The organism is Flavobacteriales bacterium, assembly GCA_025210295.1.
Classification (GTDB): domain Bacteria; phylum Bacteroidota; class Bacteroidia; order Flavobacteriales_D; family Parvicellaceae; genus S010-51.
Genome location: JAOASC010000015.1, coordinates 1 through 25,341, shown reverse-complemented (window position 1 = coordinate 25,341; position 25,341 = coordinate 1). Strand labels below are relative to the sequence as shown.

Annotated in this window: 18 protein-coding genes and 4 tRNA genes; 15 read left to right on the top strand and 7 right to left on the bottom strand. The window is 34.8% G+C overall.

Annotated features, from left to right (window positions below; all coding sequences use genetic code 11):
* Positions 1 to 24 precede the first annotated feature (24 nt).
* From N4A35_01980 to N4A35_01965, 4 genes are all read right to left on the bottom strand, one after another.
* On the bottom strand, positions 25 to 1,158 hold the full coding sequence (locus tag N4A35_01980) for an acyltransferase (protein MCT4580157.1): 1,134 nt from the start codon (positions 1,156 to 1,158) through the stop codon (positions 25 to 27).
* 306 nt (positions 1,159 to 1,464) lie between these two features.
* Complete coding sequence (locus tag N4A35_01975; protein MCT4580156.1) at positions 1,465 to 1,722, bottom strand: GIY-YIG nuclease family protein; 258 nt, start codon at positions 1,720 to 1,722, stop codon at positions 1,465 to 1,467.
* 51 nt (positions 1,723 to 1,773) lie between these two features.
* Positions 1,774 to 1,851: transfer RNA gene (locus N4A35_01970), tRNA-Val, on the bottom strand.
* 21 nt (positions 1,852 to 1,872) lie between these two features.
* Positions 1,873 to 1,947 (bottom strand) — tRNA-Val (locus N4A35_01965).
* Between the two features lie 226 nt (positions 1,948 to 2,173).
* Here N4A35_01965 and N4A35_01960 point away from each other — a divergent pair.
* The 3 genes from N4A35_01960 to N4A35_01950 are packed head-to-tail and all read left to right on the top strand — an operon-like array spanning position 2,174 to position 7,314.
* Complete coding sequence (locus N4A35_01960; protein MCT4580155.1) at positions 2,174 to 4,030, top strand: type IIA DNA topoisomerase subunit B; 1,857 nt, start codon at positions 2,174 to 2,176, stop codon at positions 4,028 to 4,030.
* Positions 4,027 to 4,527 (top strand): hypothetical protein, encoded by a 501-nt coding sequence (locus tag N4A35_01955; protein ID MCT4580154.1) that lies wholly within the window; start codon positions 4,027 to 4,029, stop codon positions 4,525 to 4,527. The genes N4A35_01960 and N4A35_01955 overlap by 4 nt, the downstream gene beginning before the upstream one ends.
* A 9-nt stretch (positions 4,528 to 4,536) precedes the next feature.
* Positions 4,537 to 7,314, top strand: coding sequence for a DNA gyrase/topoisomerase IV subunit A (locus tag N4A35_01950; GenBank protein MCT4580153.1), 2,778 nt, complete (start codon positions 4,537 to 4,539; stop codon positions 7,312 to 7,314).
* A 93-nt stretch (positions 7,315 to 7,407) separates the two neighbouring features.
* Here the strand turns inward: N4A35_01950 and N4A35_01945 are convergent, their stop codons facing one another.
* Positions 7,408 to 7,584 carry a hypothetical protein gene (locus N4A35_01945; GenBank protein ID MCT4580152.1) on the bottom strand — a complete coding sequence of 59 codons (177 nt, stop codon included), beginning with the start codon at positions 7,582 to 7,584 and terminating at the stop codon, positions 7,408 to 7,410.
* A gap of 160 nt (positions 7,585 to 7,744) precedes the next feature.
* Here N4A35_01945 and ung point away from each other — a divergent pair, with 160 nt between their 5' ends.
* The 9 genes from ung (at position 7,745) to N4A35_01900 (ending at position 15,733) form a co-directional block, all read left to right on the top strand.
* Positions 7,745 to 8,419: a uracil-DNA glycosylase gene (gene ung / locus N4A35_01940; GenBank protein MCT4580151.1), complete on the top strand. Its 675-nt coding sequence runs from the start codon at positions 7,745 to 7,747 to the stop codon at positions 8,417 to 8,419.
* 6 nt (positions 8,420 to 8,425) lie between these two features.
* Complete coding sequence (locus N4A35_01935) at positions 8,426 to 10,147, top strand: hypothetical protein (protein MCT4580150.1); 1,722 nt, start codon at positions 8,426 to 8,428, stop codon at positions 10,145 to 10,147.
* Between the two features lie 84 nt (positions 10,148 to 10,231).
* Positions 10,232 to 11,620, top strand: a complete 1,389-nt coding sequence (locus N4A35_01930) for an MFS transporter (GenBank protein MCT4580149.1) — start codon at positions 10,232 to 10,234, stop codon at positions 11,618 to 11,620.
* Between the two features lie 91 nt (positions 11,621 to 11,711).
* Positions 11,712 to 11,795: transfer RNA gene (locus tag N4A35_01925), tRNA-Ser, on the top strand.
* A gap of 68 nt (positions 11,796 to 11,863) precedes the next feature.
* Positions 11,864 to 11,938, top strand: a tRNA-Pro gene (locus N4A35_01920).
* Positions 11,939 to 12,045: 107 nt separating this feature from the next.
* Positions 12,046 to 13,032 (top strand): BtrH N-terminal domain-containing protein, encoded by a 987-nt coding sequence (locus tag N4A35_01915; protein ID MCT4580148.1) that lies wholly within the window; start codon positions 12,046 to 12,048, stop codon positions 13,030 to 13,032.
* A 457-nt stretch (positions 13,033 to 13,489) separates the two neighbouring features.
* Complete coding sequence (locus N4A35_01910; GenBank protein MCT4580147.1) at positions 13,490 to 14,194, top strand: ester cyclase; 705 nt, start codon at positions 13,490 to 13,492, stop codon at positions 14,192 to 14,194.
* Positions 14,195 to 14,479: 285 nt separating this feature from the next.
* Positions 14,480 to 15,010 carry a GNAT family N-acetyltransferase gene (locus N4A35_01905; protein MCT4580146.1) on the top strand — a complete coding sequence of 177 codons (531 nt, stop codon included), beginning with the start codon at positions 14,480 to 14,482 and terminating at the stop codon, positions 15,008 to 15,010.
* 66 nt (positions 15,011 to 15,076) lie between these two features.
* A complete protein-coding gene (locus N4A35_01900) occupies positions 15,077 to 15,733 on the top strand; it encodes a hypothetical protein (protein ID MCT4580145.1) in 657 nt (218 codons plus the stop codon).
* Between the two features lie 63 nt (positions 15,734 to 15,796).
* On the opposite strand, the gene N4A35_01895 is transcribed toward N4A35_01900, so the two are convergent.
* Positions 15,797 to 16,486, bottom strand: a complete 690-nt coding sequence (locus N4A35_01895; GenBank protein MCT4580144.1) for a response regulator transcription factor — start codon at positions 16,484 to 16,486, stop codon at positions 15,797 to 15,799.
* Positions 16,470 to 17,915, bottom strand: a complete 1,446-nt coding sequence (locus N4A35_01890; protein ID MCT4580143.1) for a HAMP domain-containing histidine kinase — start codon at positions 17,913 to 17,915, stop codon at positions 16,470 to 16,472. Before N4A35_01890 ends, N4A35_01895 begins: the two co-directional genes overlap by 17 nt.
* 132 nt (positions 17,916 to 18,047) lie before the next feature.
* Here N4A35_01890 and N4A35_01885 point away from each other — a divergent pair, with 132 nt between their 5' ends.
* The 3 genes from N4A35_01885 to N4A35_01875 form a co-directional block, all read left to right on the top strand.
* Positions 18,048 to 19,088, top strand: coding sequence for an ATP-binding protein (locus N4A35_01885; protein MCT4580142.1), 1,041 nt, complete (start codon positions 18,048 to 18,050; stop codon positions 19,086 to 19,088).
* Positions 19,089 to 19,232: 144 nt separating this feature from the next.
* Positions 19,233 to 22,940, top strand: coding sequence for a gliding motility-associated C-terminal domain-containing protein (locus N4A35_01880; GenBank protein ID MCT4580141.1), 3,708 nt, complete (start codon positions 19,233 to 19,235; stop codon positions 22,938 to 22,940).
* A 97-nt stretch (positions 22,941 to 23,037) separates the two neighbouring features.
* Positions 23,038 to 25,341: hypothetical protein (locus N4A35_01875; GenBank protein MCT4580140.1), on the top strand; the 2,304-nt coding region annotated here is incomplete at its 3' end.

Sequence of the window (25,341 nt, the reverse complement as noted above, 5' to 3'; positions counted from 1 at the left end):
AGCAAAGAAGAAAGCGTAAGCGCTTTATTTAAAATTATTGTTCCCACTTAAGATATTAGAGAATTGCTTTTTAAACTTAAGAAAAAAAGATTCGAAGTATCGGTATGATATATCGGCTATGAGTATTGTTAAGATAACGCTAAGTGGGTATAGAATCCAGTTTGTTGATAAACCTAATGATAGAGAGATCGATGTAACTAAAACAATAGCTATGGGATGGTACATATATAATCCGTATGAGATGTTACCAAGATAGTTTAGAGTTTTGTTCTCCAATGATAGTTTTATTTTGTCATTAACAGAGAAGTTCAGAATAATTAATCCAAAGAAAACAGAATAAAATTCATAATGAATGTAAGGTATTCTTATTCCTGCAAGCATAAGGATAGAAACAAGAAAAATAGAAAAGTAAAATACATCATTTCGAATTAAATATTTTAATATTTTATTTTTTCGAAATAGCAGAATTGAATATAAGCCACCAATGGCCATACAATCAATTGGGAATGAATTCCAGAATGCGAGTAGAATATTACTGTAAGGAACATAACTACTTGCAAAAGATGTTTGTAAAAAGAATTTAAAGCAAATGTAGAAAATGATAATAGCTAACATTGCTACTATTCGATTTTTCTTTATGTAACTTAAAATTAGAGGCCAAACCAAGTAGAATTGTTCTTCAGTCCCTATAGACCATGTGTGTGATGCAAACGGAACAGTGCCTAATAAAGAAAGCGCCAAGTTTGGGAAGAAAAATGCGTATAGCAGTAGTTTGGAAGGTAGGTTAGAATAAATAACATCTTTTTCAAACCCAGGTAGAATGAAGATATCAATGTTGGGAAGTACAAAAAAAGCTAAGATTATAATGAGAAAATATAACGGCCATATACGCAGAACTCTACGCATATAGAATTTTACAATGCTGATTTTCTTAAAAGCTTTTTCTTCAGCTAATAATAGGTATGTTATTAAAAAACCACTAAGAACAAAAAATAAAACCACCCCAAGTTTTCCAACTATTTTTATAAAGGGAATGCTTTCCCAATAATTTTCTATACCATAAACTGACTTTATTTGCTCAAGGTGATGAATTATTACTAAAAAAGCAGCAATAAACCTTAGTCCATTTAAGTTAGGGAAATAAATTTTTTTGTCCATTATTCTATTTAATAAAAGAAATTACTCTAGCAATATTACTAATAAAAGATTAATAAAGCAGTTTGCATATTAAGTTCTTTATTGTACAGATACTGTTGTTTTAGTTTATAATTGGATTGCTTTTGATTCTATTGTCTAAACTGTCACCAGTATATCCGATATAGTATTGATCTAAGTTTTCAGAGTATAGAATATAAGTGTAAAATAAATTCATGATATAGGGGTATAAAAAAAGCTTCACTGTTTAAGGTGAAGCTTTTGTTTTTGGTGGGCGATGTAGGGTTCGAACCTACGACCCTCCCGATTTTATCGGGATGCTCTGATAAGTTTTATAATCATGGATTTCGATTTCCAATTCTTAATTTGTTTTTCTCTTTTTAGAGCATCAGTTTTATTATCAAAGGTTTCATAATAGGCTATTTTCCAGTCCTTTGTTCTTCCTGTAAATCCTTTGTGGTTTGCATTATGTTTTTTGATTCTATTGTCTAAACTGTCACCAGTATATCCGATATAGTATTGATTTAAGTTTTCAGAGTATAGAATATAAGTGTAAAATAAATTCATGATATAGGGGTATAAAAAAAGCTTCACTGTTTAAGGTGAAGCTTTTGTTTTTGGTGGGCGATGTAGGATTCGAACCTACGACCCCCTGCTTGTAAGGCAGGTGCTCTGAACCAACTGAGCTAATCGCCCTCTTAATAAGAGGTTATGTTGTGGGCGATGTAGGATTCGAACCTACGACCCCCTGCTTGTAAGGCAGGTGCTCTGAACCAACTGAGCTAATCGCCCTCTCATTTGAGAGTTGTTATATCGCCTTAGCAAAATAACGGGTGCAAATATATGTCATTTTTTTTAATTGACAATAGTAAATAGAAAAATATTTGATTTTTTTTTAATTGATAGAAAATATATGGCTATTAACAGTATTTATGTTGATAATTTAAAAGATTTTGGCTCTTGAATATGAGTGTTTTAAGTATTTTTGAGCTAATTGCAATTAATTTCTAAATTTTTTATGTCTGAAAAAGTAGAATATACGGAAGATAATATTCGGTCACTAGATTGGAAAGAACATATTCGTATGCGTCCTGGGATGTATATAGGAAAGTTAGGTGACGGAACTTCTGCAGATGATGGGATTTATATCCTGGTTAAAGAGGTAATGGATAACTCTATTGATGAGTTTGTTATGGGGAATGGTCGAAAGATTATTCTTAAACTGAAAGATGGAGCTGTTTCTGTAAGAGATTATGGGCGAGGAATTCCTTTAGGGAAAGTTAAAGATGTTGTCTCCAAGATGAATACGGGAGGAAAGTATGACTCTAAGGCATTTAAAAAGTCGGTAGGACTGAACGGGGTTGGTACAAAAGCTGTTAACGCTTTATCTTCTTATTTCAAAGTTCAGTCATTTAGAGAGGGGCAACAGAAGACCGTTGAATTTACTAGAGGAGAAGTTATCAATGAGTTCGATCTTGTAGATACAGACAAGGAAAATGGAACGTACGTTAAGTTTGTTCCAGATGGAGACATCTTTAAAAACTACAATTTCAAAAATAATTATTTAGAAAAGTTATTTTGGAATTACTGTTATTTAAATAGAGGGCTAACGATTCATTTTAATAGTAAACGTTTTCACTCTAAAAATGGACTGAAAGATTTATTGGAAAACAATATGGATGGAGATCCATTGTACCCAATAATACATTTAGAGGGGGAAGATATAGAGGTTGCCTTTACACATGCGAGAAGTTATGGTGAGGATTATTCATCATTTGTCAATGGGCAGCATACAACACAGGGAGGGACGCATCAAGGGGCTTTTAGGGAAGCTGTAGCTAAGGTGATTAAAGATTTTTTTGGTAAATATGAACCTGTTGATATTCGCCAGTCTATAGTCGCAGCAGTGAGTATAAAAGTTATGGAACCCGTTTTTGAATCCCAAACAAAAACAAAATTGGGGTCTTTAGATATAGAACCAGGAGGAAAATCTGTGCGTGCTTTTGTAATGGACTTTTTAAAAGAAAAGTTAGATAACTTCTTGCACCGTAACCCTGAAGTAGCTCAAGTTTTAGAAAATAAAATAAAACAATCAGAAAAGGAAAGAAAAGAATTAAGCGGAATTAGAAAAATCGCAAGAGAACGAGCTAAAAGGTCTAATCTTCATAATAAAAAATTAAGAGATTGTAAGATTCATTTTAATGATTTAAAGAATGATAGAAGAGAGGAAACCTCTATTTTTATTACCGAGGGGGATTCGGCAAGTGGATCAATTACTAAGTCAAGAGATGTTGGTACACAAGCTGTATTTAGTCTGCGTGGTAAACCTCTTAACTCTTTTGGGTTAACCAAAAAGGTCGTTTATGAAAATGAAGAGTTTAATTTAGTTCAAGCAGCCTTAAATATAGAAGATGGATTAGAGAATTTAAGATACAATAATGTGATTATTGCTACCGATGCTGATGTAGATGGGATGCATATTCGATTACTGTTGTTGACATTCTTTTTACAGTTCTTTCCCGATTTAGTAAAGAAAGGGCATGTAAAGATATTACAAACACCTTTGTTTAGGGTTAGAAATAAAAAGGAGACGATTTATTGTTATTCAGATATTGAGCGAAAAAACGCGATAGATAAGTTGGGGAAAAATGCTGAGATTACTCGATTTAAAGGATTGGGAGAAATTTCACCAGATGAGTTTAAGTACTTTATCGGAGAGGATATTCGTTTAGAGCCTGTGATTGTAGGGAAAGATCAAAGTATAGAGGAAATATTGACATTCTATATGGGGAAAAATACACAAGATCGACAAAATTTCATTATCGAAAACTTAAAGTATGAAGAGGATGTCGATAAAATGACAGAAGAAAAATGAGAAATATAGTTTTAGTAGCCATATTAAGTTGGTTGTTGTTTTCATGTGGAGGAGAAAAGCAAGTAGAGCAAGTGTCTGCTTCACCTGAAGAAATGGGAGAGGTTTTGTTTAATGCAATTAAAACTGGAGATGCAGCTACTATTAGAGCTTACATTGCAACAGAGGCTGATGTTGATGAACGTTTGAATAAAAGTAGTTTGTCTGATAAGAAAAAGGATAAGAAGAAGAAAAAGTTGCTTAAAAAAGTGGCCAAGGTCAACGATGGTTTGGCGAAGACCCTCGAAAAAATAAAAGGTGAAGATATAGCTTGGGAAGCGACCAGTTATGATTGGGTGGACTACAAGAATTTTGATAAAGACAGTGTAAATGGTGCGGATATTTATATCGTTTTTTCAAAAGATAGAACACAATATGAGATTAAATTAAAAGAATGTTATCCAACGGCTAGAGGTTGGGTGTTGTTCGATGAAATAACCTACAAGGGACTAAGAAAATAAAGTGCAATTATGAGTATAGAAAACGAGAACGAATTCAATGAGGATGCTTTCGACGAGAATGATACCCATAGTGATGGAGTGGATGTAATTCCTCTATCAGGATTGTATGAAGATTGGTTTCTGGATTACGCATCTTATGTGATTTTAGAACGTGCAGTTCCAGCACTAGAAGATGGGTTGAAACCAGTTCAGCGAAGAATATTACACTCTCTAAAAGAGTTAGATGACGGTCGGTACAATAAGGTAGCCAATGTTATTGGTAATACGATGAAGTATCACCCTCATGGAGATGCATCTATTGGGGATGCAATGGTTCAAATTGGACAAAAAGATTTGTTGATCGATTGCCAAGGGAACTGGGGGAATACATTGACTGGAGATGGGGCAGCTGCACCAAGGTATATTGAAGCACGTCTAACAAAATTTGCGTTGCATACAGTCTTTAACCCAAAAACAACTGAGTGGTTATCTTCTTATGATGGTCGAAATAAAGAACCCAAAAACCTACCAATAAAATTTCCATTGTTACTGTCTCAAGGGGCTGAGGGGATTGCTGTAGGTATGGCTTGTAAGATTTTACCGCATAATTTTATTGAATTAATTGACGCCTCAATTGATTATTTAAGAGGGCGAAAAGTCGATTTATATCCAGATTTTCCTCATGGAGGAAAAGCTGATTTTAGTAATTATAATGGTGGTCTAAGAGGTGGAAAAGTTCGAGTTAGAGCCAACATTACTAAGGTTAATGCAAAGACATTGATGATCGATCAGATTCCTTACGGAACAACAACAGATTCTTTGATGGATTCTATTGTAAAAGCCAACGATAAAAATAAGATTAAAGTACGTAAAATAGAAGATAATACAGCTGCAGAAGCTGAAATTTTGATTCACTTGCCTGCAGGAGTTTCTCCAGATAAAATGATTGATGCATTATATGCATTTACAAATTGTGAGATCTCTATTTCACCTAATGCTGCTGTTATTGAAGAGGGGAATAAACCTGTTTTTATCAGTGTAAACGAAATGCTTAAAAATTCAACAGATAGAACCGTAGAGTTGTTGAAGTTAGAGTTGGAGATTAAGAAGAGAGAATTGGAGAGTCAATGGCATTGGGCTTCTTTAGAGCGAATTTTTATAGAAAATAGAATCTATAGAGATATCGAGGAGGAGGAAACTTGGGAAGGTGTAGTAGGAGCTATTGATAAAGGAATGCACCAATATATTTCTACTCCTAACCGTAAAAATAAAGCTAAGGGTGTTGTTGAATTATATAGAGATTTAACTGAGGAAGACATTGTTCGATTAACAGAAATAAAGATTAAACGTATTTCTAAGTTTGATTCGAATAAAGCAGATGAAGTTATTGCAAAGATTTTAGCTGGTATAGAAGAGGTACAGCATCATTTGGATAATTTAGTGCAATATGCTGTAGATTATTTTAGAGATTTAAAAAATAAATTTGGAGAAGGGAGAGAACGTAAAACAGAGATAAGGACGTTTGATAGTATTTCAGCGAAAAAAGTAATTGTATCCAATAAAAAACTATACGTTAATAAAGAAGAAGGTTTTATAGGTTGGACCCTTCGAAAAGATGAGTTCGTTTCAGAGTGTTCAGAGATAGATGATGTTATTGTATTCTTTAAGACAGGAAAGATGTTGGTGACAAAGGTTGCTGATAAAAAGTTTGTTGGAAAGGGAATTATCCATTGCGCTGTTTGGAAAAAAGGAGATAAACGTACGATTTATCATATGATTTATCAGGATGGAAAAGATAAAGTGTCTTACATGAAGCGTTTTCATGTTAGTAGCATTACACGTGATAAAGAGTACGATTTAACTACTGGAAGCAAAGGTTCTAAACTTTTGTATTTTACTGCTAATCCTAACGGGAGAAGGGAAGTCGTCTCGGTGAAACTTCGACCACGTCCACATTTAAAGAAAATTCGTTTTGAAATTGATTTTGGGGAACTCTTAATTAAAGGTAGAGGGTCAAAAGGAAATCGTGCAACTAAAGAGTTAATTAGCAAAGTAGAACAAAAAGAAGTTGGTGGTTCAACATTAGCAGCTAGAAAAGTATGGTGGGATAGTGTAGTTAGAAGATTAAATGATGAGGGAAGAGGGACCTTGTTAGGAGAATTTAGAGGAGATGATAAAATCTTGACGTTACATGAATCGGGGCATTATAAATTGAGTGGATTTGAATTGGCAACTAAGTTTGGTGATGGGTTAATCCATATTGAGAAATGGTACCCTGAACGACCAATTGCTTGTGTTTATTGGAATCAAGAGAAAGAACTGTACTATGTGAAGCGTTTCTTGGCAGAGTCATCGACTAAACCTGTGTTGTTTATTTCTGAAGAAGAAGGAGCGCATTTAGTCGTTGCGACAACTCAAAAAGAGCCTAAAATTCAGATTGTTTACAATAAACATCTTAAAGAGACTAAGCATTTGCCCGATAAGTTTGAACATGTTAATGAGTTAATAGACATTAAAGGATTGAAAGCCCAAGGAAATCAATTAACAAAGCTTAAGGTAAAGTCAATAGCGTTATTGCCGCCTGAAGAGGGGGAAGAATGGGAGGTAGAAGAAGTGAAAAGTTCTGAAGAAGTTATTGGTGATGTTGTTGAGGATCAAAATGAGCCCGTTGCAAAACCCGATGAGGGGCCTTTAGAGGTGGAGTGGGAAGTCACGAATACAACAGATGAAGAAGCGTCTAAAAAAGACAGTAAAGGAGCAATAAAAGATACAGATGAGGAAGATGAAGATCAAATGAGTTTGTTTTGATAAAAAAATAAAGCATTCTTTTTTTAAACTAGGTATAAACAAAAAAACTCAACTAATTATTAGTTGAGTTTTTTAATTTATATGGAAAAAGAATTAAGCCTCTTGAGTAGCTTTAATTCTTTCGTTTTTTAAATCTTGGTTCAATTCATTTTGTTGTTTAATCTCCTCTCCATATGCAGGACAGCTTTCGTGTTTAGAACGAAATAAAAAACATGAATTTAACGTTAATGAAATGGCTCCTGCTAGAATTAATACTTTTGTCGTTTTCATAGTGTTTGTTTTTGTAGTGCTAAAAATTTACAAAATCCCCTTTTATTGCAGAAGTAATTCAGTAAATTAGTCTAATTGAAACGCAAACATATTATTATTTGTTTCCAAAATCAATAGATAGTTTTTTAAAGTTATTAACATAAAACCATTAAAATTGACAATAGAACCTAAAATTGAATCGTCTTGGTTAGCGGCTTTAAGTCAGGAATTTAGAGCTGATTACTTTTCAGAAATAAAAAAGAAATTACTTTTAGAAAAAAGTCAATATAGAATTTTCCCTCCAGGAGCAAGTATTTTTTCTGCGTATAATATGACGCCTTTATCAGAGATTAAAGTTGTGATTATTGGTCAGGACCCTTACCATGGCTATGGTCAGGCCAATGGGATGTGCTTTTCGGTAAATGAAGGAGTGCCACACCCTCCATCACTTCAAAATATTTTTAGAGAGGTTTCCGATAATTTTGATTTTCCTTATCCCAAAAGTGGCGACTTGTCACCTTGGGCCAAACAAGGAGTTTTTTTGTTGAATGCATCGCTTACGGTTAGAGAAGGGCAGGCAAATGCACATAAAGATATAGGATGGCAACGTTTTACTGATGCAACGATTAAAGCAATTTCTGATCAAAAAGAAAATGTGATTTTTTTGTTGTGGGGAGGCTTTGCTAAGCGTAAGGTAGCATTGATAGATAAGAGCAAACATTTAGTATTGACTTCAGGACATCCATCACCATTAAGTGCGAATAGAGGGTATTGGTTTGGGAATCAACATTTCTTAAAAGTGAATGAGGTGTTAAAAAAGCGAGGAGAAAAAGCAATTGATTGGAAAATCGTCTAGTTTTAAATGAAGCGCTGGTTATTTATATTGTTATTCTTTGTTACTTCTTTGTTGGTAAAAGCGCAAGATAGGGGGTGGAAATTTTATGTCAATGATCAAGAAGCAGAGGGGTTGAAATTATTTAACAAGCTAAAAATTGAAACGTATAGGGAGCAATTAAAAACAATTGTTTATCAAGAGATCGAAAAAGGGTATTTAGAGGCAAGTGTTGATCAAGTTAAAAGTATAGATTCCTTAAAAGAAATTCGGGTGAAATATCATAGAGGAAATTCTTATAAATGGGCTAGCTTAAAAGTAGAGCATGAAGCAGTTGCTTTCTTAAGTAAAGTAGGTTATGGAGAAAAGTTGTATTCAAAAGTCCCATTTTCTCCGAAAGAAGTAAAGGTGTTGTTTCAAAAGACGATTAAGCTGTTGGAAAACAGTGGGTACCCTTTTGCTCGTATTCAATTGGAAGATGTCGAACTAAAAAAAGAGGGAATACTTGCCGGGGTAGCTTTGGATAAAGGACCATTAATTACTATCGATTCTATTTACATCAAAACGAATGATAAGGTTTCGATTCCAACTGTTTATAATGCCATTAAACTTAAGCCTGGTGATATCTATAATGAGAAAGCCTTGCAAGAAATTGCGCTAAGAATAAAAGAAATACCTTATTTGAAAGAGAGTAAAGGTGTTGAGGTAGAATTTATCAATAAGAAGTGTAATGTATACCTCTATCTAAATACAGTTAAGTCGAATAATTTTAATGGTGTTTTGGGAGTTCAGCCAGATCAAAACGGGGCAATTACTTTAACCGGCGACGTGGATGTGAAGTTACTCAATAGTTTCTATAAAGGAGAATTTATAAGGTTTAATTGGAGACAAACACAACAGTTGACTCAAGATTTAAAATTGGGTTTTAATTACCCTTTTCTGTTTAATACAGGGTTTGGGGTTGATACTAAATTAAATATTTATAAAAGAGATACAACATTTGTTGATGCCAATCTAAGAATGGGAGTGGATTACGTGTTTTCAGGAATGAATAAAGTGATGTTTTTTTATGAAAATAAAAATTCAAATTTGCTTTCAACGGCTAATTATCAAAATATTTCAGTACTTCCAGAATATGCAGACGTAACAAAACGAAATTATGGAATAAATGTCGTGTTGCAGAATTTAGATTATCGTTTTAATCCTAGAAAAGGATATGGAATTAATATTGGGGGAAGTGTTGGAGGAAAAAGAATAAAACAAAATCAGGCATTACCAGAAGAAATCTATGAAAATGTAAGGTTAAATACTTTTGTATACAACATTGAGGGGGAATTACGTTATTTTATTCCAATTAAACGAAAAGCAACCATAATGCTCAGAGGGAGAGGAGCTTCATTTTATAACGAGAATGTTTTTACCAATGAACTGTACCGAATAGGAGGAATTCAAACAATAAGAGGATTTGATGAAGAATCTATTTTTGTTTCAAGTTATGCAGTAGCAAGTTTGGAGTACCGCTATCTATTAGAGCAAAATTCTAATATATATGTATTTGGTGATTATGGTTGGTTAGAAAAAAATGTAGGAGAAAATTATCTTTTTGATCAACCCTATAGTTTTGGTGCGGGAATTAGCTTTGAGACTAGTCCAGGTATCTTTTCACTTTCTTATGCTCTAGGAAGTCAGATGGGAGCTCCTGTATATTTAAGAGCAGCAAAGATTCATTTTGGTTTTACGAGCTTTTTCTAAACAATTAATAGAGCTAGTCAATAGATTTTATATCTTTACCGAAAATCTACTCTGCTTAGAGTGTGTTTTTTAAATATAGAACGAATGTCAAAAAGTATAGAGTCTGTAAAAGGAAATAAGAAAGTCATGAATGCTTGGGCTTTCTATGATTGGGCCAATTCTGTTTATCCTTTAGTAATTACCACAGCTATTTTTCCTTTGTTTTACGAGGTTAAAATGCCTGAAGTAGTTGAGTTTCTTGGCGGAAGTTTCTCTCGAATTGGAATTTATAGTTATACCATTGCTATATCTCTATTACTTGTAGCTATGCTTTCTCCAATTTTATCAGGAATAGCCGATTATGTGGGGAACAAAAAGTTCTTTATGAAGACTTTCAATTATATCGGTGTAGCTTCGTGTGTTTCAATGTACTTTTTTGAGAGTTTACCAGTGTTCTTTCAATTTTTTATCATTCTTACTGCAAATTTAGGCTTTTGGGGAAGTTTAGTATTTTATAATTCGTATTTACCTGAAGTGGCAGAGCGAAAAGATCATGATAATTTAAGTGCAAAAGGATTTTCTCTGGGATATGTAGGAAGTGTGGTATTGTTGGGAATTTCATTGGCAATGGTCATGAGCCAAGAAAGTCCAGAACAAAAAGTGCAAATGATGCGCTATGCTTTCTTACTAACTGGAGCATGGTGGTTTGGTTTTGCTCAAATTAGTTATATGTACTTGCCAAATACATACAAAGAAGAGAAGTTTAGTAAAGATATCTTGTCAAGTGGTTATAAAGAGTTAAGGTCAGTATGGAGAGAGTTTATGACGTTGAAAAGCCTTAGACGTTTTCTAAGAGCATTCTTTATCTATAGTATGGCTGTGCAAACGATCATGACCATGGCTCAATTTTTCGGTACCAATGCAATTGATTGGTCTATTGGGTTAGATGTCGATTTGTCTGGGATACCTTTAGGACTTTCAGAAGAGGCAAGAATGATGGAGGTTAATAAAATTCCTGAAGTAGCCTCGAGAATGCAAGTAAGCATGATAATCAGTATTATCCTGATACAGTTAATCGCGATACCTGGAGCTTATTTATTTTCATTTTTATCTGGAAAATTAGGGAATATAAAAGTACTATTGATTGCTGTAGTGATATGGATCTTGATTTGTGGAGGAGCTTATTTTGTTAATACACCATTTGAGTTTTATACTACGGCATTTTTTATTGGTTTAGTGATGGGAGGTGTACAGTCATTATCTCGTTCAACCTATTCTAAAATGTTGCCAGATACAACTGATACTACTTCTTATTTTAGTTTCTATGATGTGTTAGAAAAGATAGGGATGACTATCGGTATAATTAGTTTTGGATTCTTGGAAGATGCTTTTAATATAAGGTATTCTGTTATGGCATTGATGATCTTTTTTATTGTTGGTTTGGTACTTTTATTATTTGTTCCAAGAAAAGATATAAAAAAAGTTGCAAATTAGTTGTGTAATTAAAAAATCATCCCTATTTTTGCAATCCGAAATTTAAGACAAAGTTTTAAATATTCGATTAGTTCTTAAATAAAGAATGACCGGAGAGGTGGCAGAGTGGTAATGCAGCAGATTGCTAATCTGTCAACGGTAAAACGTTGCCAGGGTTCGAGTCCCTGTCTCTCCGCAAAAAAAAGGCAAAGAAATTTAATGAGGTTAAATTAATTTTGTTATCTTTGCCGTCGCTTGACAGTTCGGGATGTGGCCCAGTCCGGTCAAGGCGCCTGGTTTGGGACCAGGAGATCGCAGGTTCGAATCCTGCCATCCCGACGAAGAAAAAGTCTTGTACGAAAGTACAGGACTTTTTTTGTTTATAGATCCATCTTTTTCATATACCTTTCAGCTTGTAATAAAAGGGAGTCATCAATTTAAATGATATGAGAATAGAAAACTTTAAACCATTTGCTGGACAACATTGTGAATCAACTGCAACGGGAAGTTTGCTTAAACAAATAGGGGTTCATCTTTCAGAGCCAATGCTATTCGGATTAGGAGAGGGGTTGAGTTATATTTTCTGGAATATGAAAATTATGGATTTTCCATTTATTGGAGGAAGAGTTAAGCCTGATATTTTAACGGAGAATATTTGTAGAAATTTAAATTTGGATTTAGACGTTAAAGAAACGTCATCAATTAAGAAAGCTTGGGATAATGTTAAAAGTCATTTGGATTCGGGTAAAGCTGTTGGGGTAAAGTTAGATTGTTACTATTTGGAGTATTTCTCAAGTAAAATTCATTTTGCAGGTCATTATGTTGCAATGTATGGATATGATGAACAATTTGCATATTTGATTGATACAGATCAACAAGGAGGACAAGTTAAAACGTCATTAAAGAATCTTGAATTGGCAAGAAATGAAAAAGGGCCAATGTCTTCAAGAAATAGAAGCTATACTATCAGTAGTAAAGGTGAATTAACAGAGTTGAAAATTGCGATTAAAACAGCTATCAATAATAATGCAAATGAATATTTGAATCCATCAATTAAAAATATAAGCTACAAAGGTATCGCAAAGACTGCAACAGAAATCAAAAAGTGGTTTAAAAATAGTAAGGATATAAAAAGAGATTTTCAAACAACATCTGTTTTAATGGAAAGAGCAGGAACAGGTGGGGCTCTTTTTAGAAACTTGTACAGAGACTTTTTAAAAGAGAGTAATGAAATTCTACAAATAGAGGGAATTAATGAAGCATATCAAGATTTTAAAGAAATAGCGCAACTTTGGAAAAATGTTTCTGAATTGTTTTATAAAGCTGGAGAGACAAGTGACTTAAAATATGTCAATGAGGCTTCGAATGTTTTATTAACTATAGCTGAAAAAGAAAGAGTTGCTATGGAGAGGTTGAAAAATGTTAGCGTTTAGCAAGGTTTAAAAACAATAGTTGCTATAGTAGTGTCTTCAAGAAATGTAGCTCGCATCAATTTTCTTGTAAATTGATAGGAAGTGTCGCGAAGTTGACTACTATTATTATGTTTGTTGTTATTTAATATTGGGCAAGATAGAAGATTGTTATCTGAAAATTTTCAGTAAAAAGGTTTGAGGAGTAAAATATGATTTTGTATGTTTGTCGTGTTGAAAATTAGTTTTAATACATACAAAATTTCTTCTCTGAAAATTCCGACTTTTTTCAAGTAGATACTTAATTGGCAAGCCCATTATTCTATAGGGATTGTTGTGTCTAATTGATAAGTAATCAAAAATTTTATAATTATTTAAACAACAAGAAGATATGAGAAATATATCTTTAGTGTTTTGCGTGATTCTTATGGTTTCGTGTAAAACAAATTCAGAAAAGAATAACATTAAAACTGAATTGAAAATGGAAAATTCAAACAAACAACTTATAATAGACTTTTATTCCAAAGTATTTGGACTAGGAGATGAGAAATTTGCAGATAAAGTACTTGCGGATAATTACATTCAACATAACCCGATAGTGAAAACTGGAAAAAGTGGGTTTATGGAGTTTATGACAATGTTAAAACAAATGCCTAAGCCTAAAAATCCAAAGCAACCATTCATGCGGTTTCTGAGTGAGGGTGATTTTGTGGCAGTTCATTCACAAATTGAATTTATGGGAAAGGAAAATGCTACCGTAGACTTTTATCGAATTGAAAACGGTTTAATTTTAGAACATTGGGATGCTGTTCAAGAAATCGTTGACTCGTTACCAAGAGTTGTTGGAACTGTCGAAATTGATGATCAGGAACAAACAGAGGTAAATAAGGAGGTTGTGAAGGGGTTTGTAAATCAAATCTTGATTGAAAAACGTATGGGTCAAACATCAGCCTTTTTATCTTCTAAACTATCAATAGCTGATTTTGAAATGGATTATGATAATTTTAAGCTTCATCGAGTGATTGGTGAAAAGAATTTTGTATTGACACAAGCTGTGATAACTAAGAAAGAAACTCGATTTGTGCAGTATGAAATTTATAGGTTGTCAAACCAATTAATTGTAGAATATTGGGTTGTTAAACAAGTGATTCCTGAGACAATGGCTCATTCAAACGGAATGATTTGAATTAATAATGTTAATTTGTTAATAGATAACGAATAAAGACGACAGGTAATTTATAAGCAGTAGTTAGGAAGTGTCTAATTTTAGGCCTGTAGTCCGCTTAAACTTTATTGCGGTTTGATAGGTTGTGGCATACAAAACGCTACTGCTTATATAATTCACTGTTATAATTCAAAGAATACTTTAATATTTTTTACCAAAATTTCGAAATATTCAGCCTTATTAAGATAAAAGATAAAAGTTTAAAGCATTTGTTTTACGGTGATTTTTGTTTTAAAATTGTATGGTATGGAAAATGAACAAAAAAAGGTTTTGCCTATCCAAACAAAACGGCTTTTGTTAAGAGAAATAGAAGAAACGGATCTTTATAATGTTTATAAAGGGCTCTCTAATTCTCAAGTCATAGCGTATTATGGAGTGAATTTTGATAGCCTCGAAGCCACAAAAGAGCAGATGTCTTGGTTTCAAGAGGCTGAGCAATTTTGGTGGGCCATTTGTTCAGTCGATAAGCAGACGTTTTATGGAGCGGCTGGGTTGAATGGATGGTCAAAAGAACATAATAAAGCCGAAATTGGTCTTTGGTTACTTCCAGAGTTTTGGGGGAGAGGAATCATGACAGAAGTGATGCCATTAATCTGTGATTATGGTTTTAATGAGCTAGGGATACATCGAATTGAAGGTTTTGTAGAGTCAGATAATTTAAATTGTAAAAAGGCAATGTCAAAACTAGATTTTGAATATGAGGGAAGAATGAAAGATTGTGAAGTAAAAAAAGGGAAGTATATTAGTGTTGATATTTACGCTAAACTCAATGTTTAGGTTCTTTATAAGCTAAAAAGTAATGTGTTTGAGCGGGTAATCTAAATGTTGTACAAATCATGTTTGATGAATAAAGTTTTAGTACTCTTAATAAGCATTGGAGGAATGATGAGTTGTTCTATCCAAAATAGCAAGAAAAGCTATTCTGTGCCCAATGGGTATAAGGAGGTAGATAGAGTTCAGGGAGATTTGAATAACGATGGAGTAGATGATTGTGTTGTAATAGTAAAAGGAACTGAAGAGGAGAAGTTTGTTGTCAATAGATTTGGAAAAGAAGTAGACCGAAATAGACGAGGTATTTTGGTTTATTTGACTCGTGCTGATCGATATTATTTGGCAATCAAAAACCTAAAGTGTTTTTCGTCTGAAAATGAGGATGGAGGGGGATGTTTTCCTCCAGTGCTCTCTTTGAAAATAAAAAATGAGAAGTTGTATATTCATTATGATTATGGGAAGTATGGGGCATGGAGCTATATCTTTAGGTGTCAGAAATCTGATTTAGAACTGGTTGCTTATAACTTAAGTGTGGAAAATGGACCAGTAGTAATAAGGGAAATGAGTATTGATTTTCTGACAAAAAAGAAAGAGGTGAGGGAAAATGTGAATCAGGATTCAGAAGAGAATAATGAGGAAGTGTTTGTGAGTAAAAGGGAGGATTTTGTTATTCAAAAGTTGCATTTATTATCTGAAATCGCAGATTTTGATGAGTTGAATTTTAAATAAATTTGATAAAAAAACCGTAGAGTTATAGCGCTACGGTTTTTTTATTTCAGTATAATGTTAAAATTACTTTGCTAGAAGTTTAAAGCCCTTACCGTGGATATTGATTATTTCAATGCTGGGATCAGCTTTTAGGTGTTTTCTGAGTTTAGCAATATAAACATCCATACTTCTTCCGTTGAAATAGTTGTCATCTCCCCAAACGGCTTTTAAGGCATCGTTTCGTTCTAGTACCCCGTTTTTGTTTTTGCAAAGTAGCTTAAGAAGCTCGTTCTCTTTAGTTGTAAGCTTATTGGATTCCTCACCATGAGAAAGGATTTGCTGATTATAATCAAAGTCAAAAAAGCCGATTTCATAATGTCCGCTTTCGTTTTCGTCTTGCGTTGGAATTCTTCGGAGTATAGCATTCATTCTTGCAAGCAGTTCCTCCATGCTAAATGGTTTGGTCATATAGTCGTCAGCGCCAACGTTAAAACCTTTTAGTGTGTCTTCTTTTAAAGATTTTGCTGTTAAAAATAGTATAGGAATTTCTTTGTCAATTCCTCTAATTTCTTTGGCTAGTGTAAAGCCATCCTTGATGGGCATCATTACATCGAAAATTAGGAAATCAAAATCGTCTTTAATGAAAGTGTCGTATCCCTCTTGTCCGTTCACTCTTAGTGTACATTCGTAGCCTTTGGCGTTAATGTATTCAGATAAAAGAAGCCCTAAATTAGGGTCATCCTCAACAAGTAGTACTTTAATTTTTTTGCTCATAATTTTCTGGTTTTAATGGTAGATGAATACTAAAAGTAGTTCCTTTTCCAAGAGAACTGTTTATTGTAATTTTTCCGTGGTGTTTGTCAATAATTGCTTTAACATAGCTTAATCCAAGTCCAAAGCCTTTTACATCATGTCTGTCGCCTGTTGGAACACGGTAGAGTCGATCGAATATTTTTTGTTGATTCTCTTTTGAGATACCTATTCCGTTGTCTCTTATTTTGATTACTATTCCATTCACAACATCTTCTGTAGAAATGTTTATTTTTGGAGACTCTGGGGTGTATTTATTAGCGTTATCCAATAAGTTGTAGATGACATTGGTGATGTGTACTCTGTCAGCAATAATATTGGTGTTTGTGGCTTTTGATTCGATAGCAATTGTTCCGTTTTTTTTCTCAACTTGAATAATAACGTTTTTAACTGCTTTTTCAATAATGGAGTTGATATCAAGTGGTTCTGGTTTAAGTTGGATTTCACCTCTGTCCAATACTGCGCTTTGGAGAACGTTCTCTACAAGAACCCCTAGTCTTTTATTTTCTTCATTTATCATTGAAACAAACCTGTTTCTAGTCGTTTCAGAACTTCCTAAATCTTTGTCACTAAGTGCTTCACAAGCAAGTGATATGGTAGAAATAGGTGTTTTAAGTTCGTGCGTCATGTTGTTAATGAAGTCATTTTTTATGATAGAGATTTTTTTCTGTTTGTATATAATGGTGAATGTGTGATAAAAAGTAAAAATAATTATGATGATAAAAAGGGTGGAAAGGATTAAAAGTAGACTCATAGATTTGAAGACATAGGCTCGTTGGTGGGGAATCATAAACCCTAGATAAGCTGGCGATCCAAAAAAATCATTGGGGAATAGGTTTAAACGATAGTCGCTTTTTAAAAGCTGATCAATAGCATCACTTTTGTTGGTGTATATTAGGTTGTTAGCTCTGTCAAATACACCAAAATAATACTTGACTTTAAGGCCGTTTTTTGTGAAAACAGATCCAATAATGCTGTCTAAAGTTGGTTGAGGTATTCTTTCTTCAATTGTTTTATATGAGTTTTGAGTAAAAAGTTCTTTTACTAATTCCTCCATAATGTTCTGCTGGTTCCCCCAAAGTTCTTGAAGATTTCCATTAATCGTTAGGGTGCTATCCAGAGTGTTGCTGCCTAACTGTTTAGATAGGTTCAGGTTGTTGTTTAGGAGGTTGTATAATTGTTGCGTCTTTTTGTCTGAATTTAACTTTTTTATAGCTTCATATCTATTGGTATTGTGTATAACTTCAATAAGAGATTTTTTAATGGCAGCATCAAATTGTAGCTCTCTTTGATTAATAGTACTCATGATCCAAAAAGCTTGAATTGCAATAATACCGATTAGTGCAGTACTACTTAATATTGATAAAATGAGTATTAAATGTTTTTTAACCATAATCACAAAGCATATCAAAAATACATCATAAATTAAAAAGATGTTGCTCTTTAACAGTATTTAACAGGGGTTTAAAGAAGTAAAATATCCAAATAAAGGGTGTATCTTTGTGGCGAATAAAGGTTAGTTGTTATGAAAAAAATTAAAACGCCTAAACAGTTTTCGTTAGTAGTGGCTTCAATATTAGCGGTAGCTTCTGTTGTGATCTCTAGTTTGTTTCAAATAGTGTTTGATGAAAGAATATATGTGTCTCGTTTCTTTGTCGTGGCAGTTGCATCTTTTGCGATTAGCTATGGGGTCGTTTATTTTTTCTTAGAAAGCTTAATAACGTCCAAAATTCGTCTGTTATACCGTGTGATTCATAGTAATGACTCAGGGTATAAAGAAGTGGATTTAAGTATGGGGGAGGATGTTTTAGGGGAAGCAGAAAAAGAAGTGATGAAGTGGGGAAAAATAAAGAGTGAAGAAATAGAAAAGTTAAAAGAGCAAGAGGAGTATAGGAGAGAGTTTTTAGGGAATTTAGCACATGAGTTAAAGACACCTATTTTTAGTATTCAAGGTTATATTTTAACGTTGTTAGAGGGAGGTTTGGAAGATGAAAAAATGAACCGTGTTTTTTTGGAGAGAGCCAATAAGGGAGTGGACAGGATGACTAGATTGGTAGAGGATTTGGATATGGTTACTGAAATCGAAACAGGAAGGATTGTGTTGCACCAAGATTCAGTTGATATTGTTGCCTTGGTTCAAGATGTGTTGGATAGTTTTGAAATTAAAGCAAAAACGAAAAAGGTTACTTTGTCGCTTTTGTCAGATTTTGAGAGTAAAAAAGTGTTTTGTGATAAAGATAAAATAGAGCAGGTGTTGATTAATTTAATTAACAACTCGATAAACTATGGTAATGAAAACGGAGCTACAAAAGTAAAACTGTTTGATGCTGAGGATCATGTGTTGATCGAAATAGCAGATGATGGAATAGGTATTTCTAAAGAGCATTTAAGCCGTTTGTTTGAGCGCTTTTATAGAGTAGATAAAAGTAGAGCAAGACATGCAGGAGGTACAGGTTTAGGGTTGTCGATAGTTAAGCATATTATTGAAGCTCACCAACAGAAAATAGGTGTGAGAAGTGAATTTGGTAAGGGGTCAGTCTTTCATTTTTCATTAAAAAAAGTTTAAATAAAATTATATAAAAGTAGCAGAATTAAGGGTGAAGCATTAGTTATTGATGAGTAAAAAAATGGAATTGCTTTTGAGCTAAATACTTCTTTTTGAAAGTCTTAAAAAAAAAAGTATATTTACTAGCTAAAGTTAGGTGTTATAATGATGAAAAAAATTCTGTTAATAGGAATTCTTGTGGTTTTTAGTCTTGTTTTAAAGGCTCAGTATAACCATATTCAAAAAAAAGTCGATGCTAATAGGCAAGCTTTTGATAACTATGGATTATCCGTTGATGTAGAAGGTGATTTTGCTGTTGTAGGGATGTTGGGAGACGATGAGGATGAGAATGAGCAAAACTTTATAGATTCTGCTGGTTCTGCTATTGTGTATAAAAGAAGTTATAATGGTAACTGGGATGTGTATCAAAAATTAGTGGCGCCAGATAGAATTAATGGGGCATTGTTTGGATCGGCTGTAGCTATTGAGGAAGGACAAATTTTTGTTGCTGCTTCTCATGATTATACCGATGAAACAGGGAACAACAATATCAATAAGTCTGGATCTGTATATGTATATGAACTGGTTGGTTCTACATGGACATTTACGCAAAAAATTGTAGCACCAGATCGAGGAAATATAAAATGCTTTTTTGGCTGGTCTTTAGCTGTAGATAGCAATTTAATGATCATAGGCGCTACTGAAGATCCCCTTGAAGAAGATGGAATCACTTTTACAACAAGAGGTGGAAGTGTCTACTTTTATGAAAAAAATAGTTCAGGTGTATGGAATTTTGTTCAAAAGAAAGTAGCGTTTGATAGAAACGGTGATGATGAATATGGGCATGCTGTTGCTATATCAAGGGATGGGCGAGCAGTTGTAGGTGCTCCTGAGCAAGATTTAGATGAAAATGGATTGAATACAATAACTGATGCAGGGGCTATTTATATTTATGAAAAAACTGGAGCAGTTTGGGGATTTGTTCAGAAGAAAGTCTTGAATAATAGAAGTCCTGATGATCAATTTGGATTTGCCGTAGGGATTTCAGATGATAGAATTGTTGCAGGTGCTCCTCGACATAATGTAGGAACGCAAGTAGTTGGAAAAATACAAGTTTTTGAAAGAGTAAATGCTACCACTTGGAATTCATTGGGAACAAGAGTCTCTAATGTGTTAACTAACCTTTCTTTAGGTGCTTATGGGACCTCAATAGAAATGGAGGGAGATAAACTATTTGTAGGTGCTCCAGCTGAAAGTGTTGGTTTTACTTTTGGAAAAGGAAATGTTTACCTTTATGAAAAAAGTTCTTCAGGTCCAGCGGGTTATGGCGCAGGAGTACCAATTTTGCCTGTGCCTCATAATACAGGGCAAGTGGCTTTTGGAAATTCTATAGCTGTAGATGATGATAAACTAATAGTGGGAGCAATTGGAGATATGACCGATGAAAATGGGGCAAACGCTATTCCGATGGTTAGTCCTCCAGGTTTGCCAGATACAGATTCTGTAGGGGCTATTCACTTTTTCTTACAGTGTAATCAAGCGAATATTCCTCAAATTAGTTCATCTATCCCTTCTGCTCAAATTTGTTTAGGAGATTCTATACAATTGGTAATTAGTGGTTCAAGTTCTTTAAATTCAGCCAGAGATTGGTATTGGTATACAGGGAACTATGCAACAGGAGCTCTTGTAGATTCTACAGATACCATTTGGGTGAGTCCAACTGTTACGACGACCTATAGTGTTGCTGGTGAAGGGTATTGCATTACTTCAAATGCTTCTGATAGTGTAGGAACCATAACTATTACAGTGAATGCTACACCAACAATTACAGCCAATGCTTCGCCAGGTACAATATTATGTTCGGGTGAAAGTGTGACCTTAACAGGTGGTGGTGGTGTTACTTATGTATGGGATAATAGCGTTTCAGATGGAGTTAGTTTTACACCAACAGTTAACGGTACATACAAAGTTATCGGTACAGATGCTAATGGTTGTGTAGATAGTACAACCATTAATTTGACTGTGGGAACATTACCTACTGTAGGAATTAATTATACAGGTAGTGATACAATATGTTCTGGGACTTCAATAACATTGTCAGGAACAGGCACTACAAGCTATTCATGGGATAATGGTGTTTCAGATGGAGTAGCTTTTACACCAACAACAACGACTACATATACGGTGACAGGAACAAATGCTTCGGGGTGTTCTAATACTGAAGATACAACAATAGTTGTTGTGGCTGGACCAGTGGTAACAGCTAGTTCTGGTCTTACAGTAATATGTGATGGGGCTTCAGTTACATTATCTGCTGCTGGAGCAGATTCTTATTTGTGGGGAAATGGGTTAGGAAGTGGTCAAAGTCATACTGTTTCTCCTAGTACTACTACATCTTATACCGTAACAGGAACACAAAATGCTACAGGATGTACAGATTCGGATGTGATTACTATTGTTGTTAATAATTTACCTGTAATTGCTGCTAATGCTTCTCCAAATGATTCTCTATGTATAGGGGAGAGTTTAACTCTAACAGGAAGCGGAGCTACTACCTACACATGGAATAATGGAGTTGCCGATGGAGTTGCTTTTATACCAAATTTAGGAAGTACAGAGTATGTAGTTACTGCAACAGATGCAAATGGATGTACGGGAGCTGATACCATAGATGTCGAGGTGTTTAGCTTGCCAGCAATTAGTGCGTCCGTGTCTCCGTCTGGTTCTATATGTTCAGGAGATTCAGTGTTGTTAACAGGTTTTGGTGGGGTAACCTATGTTTGGGATAGTGCTGGAGTGGATGTTGGAATTGTTGATAATATGGCTTATTATCCACCGATAGGAAATAATATTGTATATACCGTAACAGGAACAGATGTAAATGGCTGTGTGGGTACAGCTACCCAATCAATAACGGTAAATGAATCACCTAATGTAACGGCTTTTTCTTCAGCAGGAGGACAAAGTTTATGTGAGGGGGATACACTTGAGTTAACAGCTTTAGGAAATGGACTGAATCCAACATGGGGTAATGGCGTGGTTGATGGAGTTCCTTTTGTTCCTACTGTAGGTACAAATTTATATACGGTGTTAGTGACAAGTGCAAATGGATGTCCTGGAGAGTCAAGTGTTTCAGTTCTAGTTAATGAACAAGAAGATGCTACAATTACCCCTGTTCTCCCACTGTGTGGAGGAGTTCCAATTCAGGTTTTAGAGGCGATTACTCCAGGGGGAACATGGCAAGGAGTTGGCGTGGATGCTGTAACAGGGGCTTTTGATGCTGCAATTGCAGGTCAAGGAGTACATGAGATTGTTTATACAACAAATGGTGTTTGTAATGCATCTGATACAATAAATATTGAAGTTTATCCAGAGTTAGTGGTCGTCGCTAAGGACGATACCGTTTGTTTTGGAGATGTTGATGGAGAGGTTAGTGTTGAAGCAAATGGAGTTGCTCCATATAGTTACGAATGGAGTACAGGAGAAACTTCTTCGGTGCTTTCGGAGGTGGGAGAAGGAGTTTATACAGTGACTGTTCAAGATGCAAACAATTGTGTAGTAGATGTTGAAGCAAGTGTGCATTTAACAGAATCGTGTGATTATCATTTGTTTTTGCCGAATGTATTTTCACCTAATAACGATGGAGATAATGATGTGTTCTATGTAAGAGGGAAAGGTTTTGAATCTTTAAAGTTTGTTGTTTTTGATCGATGGGGAAATAAAATGTTTGAATCAACCGATAAAGAGATCGGTTGGGATGGTGCTTTTGGAGGCGAACTGGTACCTTCTGGTGTTTATGTTTATTATGTTGAGGTCGATTATTACGATGGAACTTCTGAAATCAAAGAGGGGAATGTATGTGTTGTTTTCTAAAATGTAATTCCAAGCTAAAGTTGATAATAGATGAAACTAGAGTTTTGGAAAACTAAAAAAAAAACTAATTTTAGTTTTTGCTTCTAAAGTGTGAAACATGTTAAGATTTATTATAGGTGTTACTATATTGTTTTTTTGTCTGGCTATAAATGGCCAGACTTATGATTATCTACAGAAAAAAGTAGATGCTAACAGGCAACGTTTTGACGTCTTTGGAGCTTCAGTAGATGTCAATGGAGACTTCGCTATTGTTGGGATTCCAGGAGATGATGAGGATCAAAATGAATCAAACTATGTAGATTTTGCTGGGTCTGCTATTGTGTATAAGAGAAATAATAATGGAGAATGGGATTTTTACCAAAAGATAGTTGCTCCTGATAGAATTGCACTTGGTACATTTGGTTACTCAGTAAAAATTCATGAGGGACAGATATTAGTCTCAGCTCCACAAGATGCTACAGATGAAATCGGAGGTAACTATGTTTTTAGATCTGGCTCTATTTATGTGTATGAATTGGTAGGGAATACTTGGACATTTGTTAGGAAAATGGTAGCCCCTGATAGAGGTCTTCCCTCTGGATTGTTTGGTTGGTCAATGGATTTGGATGGCGATATGATGATTGTCGGGGCAAGATCAGATCAGATAGAGGCAGATGGAGTGACTGTAGGTGTTGATGGTGGAAGTGCATATTTTTATGAAAAAGACAATACAGGTGTATGGAATTTTGTGCAAAAAGTAGTAGCCTTTGATCGTGTGACTAATGATCATTTTGGTTTTTCTGTTGGGATTACAAGTGCAGGGAGAGCTGTTGTTGGCGCTCCACAACAGGATCGAGATCAAAATGGGATGAATAATGTAGTCAATTCAGGAGCAATTTACATTTATGAAAAAACTGGTGCAACTTGGAATTTTGTGCAAAAGAAAGTCTTGACGGGAAGGAATCCTTTTGATGAGTATGGTCTTGCCGTAGGAATTGAGGGAGATCGAATCGTGTCTGGAGCACCACGACATAATGTAGGAACTCAAGTAGTAGGTAAAATAGAAGTGTTCGAGAGGTTGAATTCAACAACATGGAATTTGTTGGGGGGAAGAGTCTCTAATGTGACTACTAATTTGTCGTTTGGGGGATATGGAGCAGCAATAGAAATGGAAGGAAATAAGCTTTTCGTTGGTGCTCCAGCTGAAAGCGCTGGTTTTACTTTTTTTAGGGGAGCAGTTTATTCTTATGAGCTCGATCCATTTGGGGTGGCTGGTTATGGTGTAGGAACTCAATTGATTCCAGCCTCTCATAATATTGGGCAAACTACTTTTGGATCTTGTATAGCGGTAGATAATGATAAATTAATCGTTGGAGCAATAGGAGATATGACCGACGAAAATAATGCAAACGCTGTATCAATGATTAGCCCTCCTAGTCAACCAGATACAGATTCTATTGGAGCTGTGCATTTTTTTCAACAATGTATTCAAGCTAATGTCCCTCAAATAAATCCGTCAACGCCATCAGCTCAAATATGCTTAGGAGATTCTGTACAATTGGTGCTTAATTCTTCAAGTTCTTTAAATTCAACGAGAGAATGGTTTTGGTATACAGGTTCCTACGCAACAGGAACTTTAGTTGATTCAACAGATACCATTTGGGTGAGCCCAACAACAACGACAACTTATAGTGTGGCAGGTGAAGGGTATTGTGTTGCCCCAAATACTTCTGATAGTGTAGCTACGATAACAATTACTGTGAATACTCCTCCAACCATTACAGCAAATGCTTCTCCTGGAACAAGTATATGTGCTGGAGAAAGCGTTACTTTAACTGGAGGTGGAGGTGTATCTTATGTTTGGGATAGCGGGGTGACAGATGGTGTTAGCTTTACGCCTACGATTAATGGTTTATATAAGGTTGTTGGAACAGATGCTAATGGGTGTGTTGATAGTACAACAATAGGGGTGACTATTGGAGCGCTACCAACAGTAGGAATCAATTATTCGGGAAGTAGTACAATTTGTTCAGGAACTTCTGTGACACTTTCAGGTACAGGAACTGTAAACTATTCATGGAATAATGGAGTGACGGATGGTACAGCATTTACTCCTTTAGCAACCAATACTTATACCGTAACTGGAACCAATGCTTCAGGTTGCTCAGATACCGAAGATATTACGATAACAGTAATAGCAGGGCCAACAGTTACAGCAAATGCTGGTGTTACTACCATTTGTGAGGGCGCTTCGGTAAGTCTTTCCGCAATGGGAGCTGATGCTTATAGCTGGGATAATGGTCTTGGTGCTGGTCAAACACATACGGTTACACCAACCAGCACAACGACTTATACGGTAACAGGAACTCAGAATGCGACGATGTGTACAGATACAGATGCAATAACGATAGTAGTGAATAGC

Bases quoted from the DNA above. Each gene is read 5' to 3' on its own strand.
- N4A35_01980 (MCT4580157.1), bottom strand. From the start codon at position 1,158: ATGGACAAAAAAATTTATTTCCCTAACTTAAATGGACTAAGGTTTATT.
- N4A35_01975 (MCT4580156.1), bottom strand. From the start codon at position 1,722: ATGAATTTATTTTACACTTATATTCTATACTCTGAAAACTTAAATCAA.
- N4A35_01960 (MCT4580155.1), top strand. From the start codon at position 2,174: ATGTCTGAAAAAGTAGAATATACGGAAGATAATATTCGGTCACTAGAT.
- N4A35_01955 (MCT4580154.1), top strand. From the start codon at position 4,027: ATGAGAAATATAGTTTTAGTAGCCATATTAAGTTGGTTGTTGTTTTCA.
- N4A35_01950 (MCT4580153.1), top strand. From the start codon at position 4,537: ATGAGTATAGAAAACGAGAACGAATTCAATGAGGATGCTTTCGACGAG.
- N4A35_01945 (MCT4580152.1), bottom strand. From the start codon at position 7,584: ATGAAAACGACAAAAGTATTAATTCTAGCAGGAGCCATTTCATTAACG.
- N4A35_01935 (MCT4580150.1), top strand. From the start codon at position 8,426: ATGAAGCGCTGGTTATTTATATTGTTATTCTTTGTTACTTCTTTGTTG.
- N4A35_01930 (MCT4580149.1), top strand. From the start codon at position 10,232: ATGTCAAAAAGTATAGAGTCTGTAAAAGGAAATAAGAAAGTCATGAAT.
- N4A35_01915 (MCT4580148.1), top strand. From the start codon at position 12,046: ATGAGAATAGAAAACTTTAAACCATTTGCTGGACAACATTGTGAATCA.
- N4A35_01910 (MCT4580147.1), top strand. From the start codon at position 13,490: ATGGAAAATTCAAACAAACAACTTATAATAGACTTTTATTCCAAAGTA.
- N4A35_01905 (MCT4580146.1), top strand. From the start codon at position 14,480: ATGGAAAATGAACAAAAAAAGGTTTTGCCTATCCAAACAAAACGGCTT.
- N4A35_01900 (MCT4580145.1), top strand. From the start codon at position 15,077: ATGAATAAAGTTTTAGTACTCTTAATAAGCATTGGAGGAATGATGAGT.
- N4A35_01895 (MCT4580144.1), bottom strand. From the start codon at position 16,486: ATGAGCAAAAAAATTAAAGTACTACTTGTTGAGGATGACCCTAATTTA.
- N4A35_01890 (MCT4580143.1), bottom strand. From the start codon at position 17,915: ATGGTTAAAAAACATTTAATACTCATTTTATCAATATTAAGTAGTACT.
- N4A35_01885 (MCT4580142.1), top strand. From the start codon at position 18,048: ATGAAAAAAATTAAAACGCCTAAACAGTTTTCGTTAGTAGTGGCTTCA.
- N4A35_01880 (MCT4580141.1), top strand. From the start codon at position 19,233: ATGATGAAAAAAATTCTGTTAATAGGAATTCTTGTGGTTTTTAGTCTT.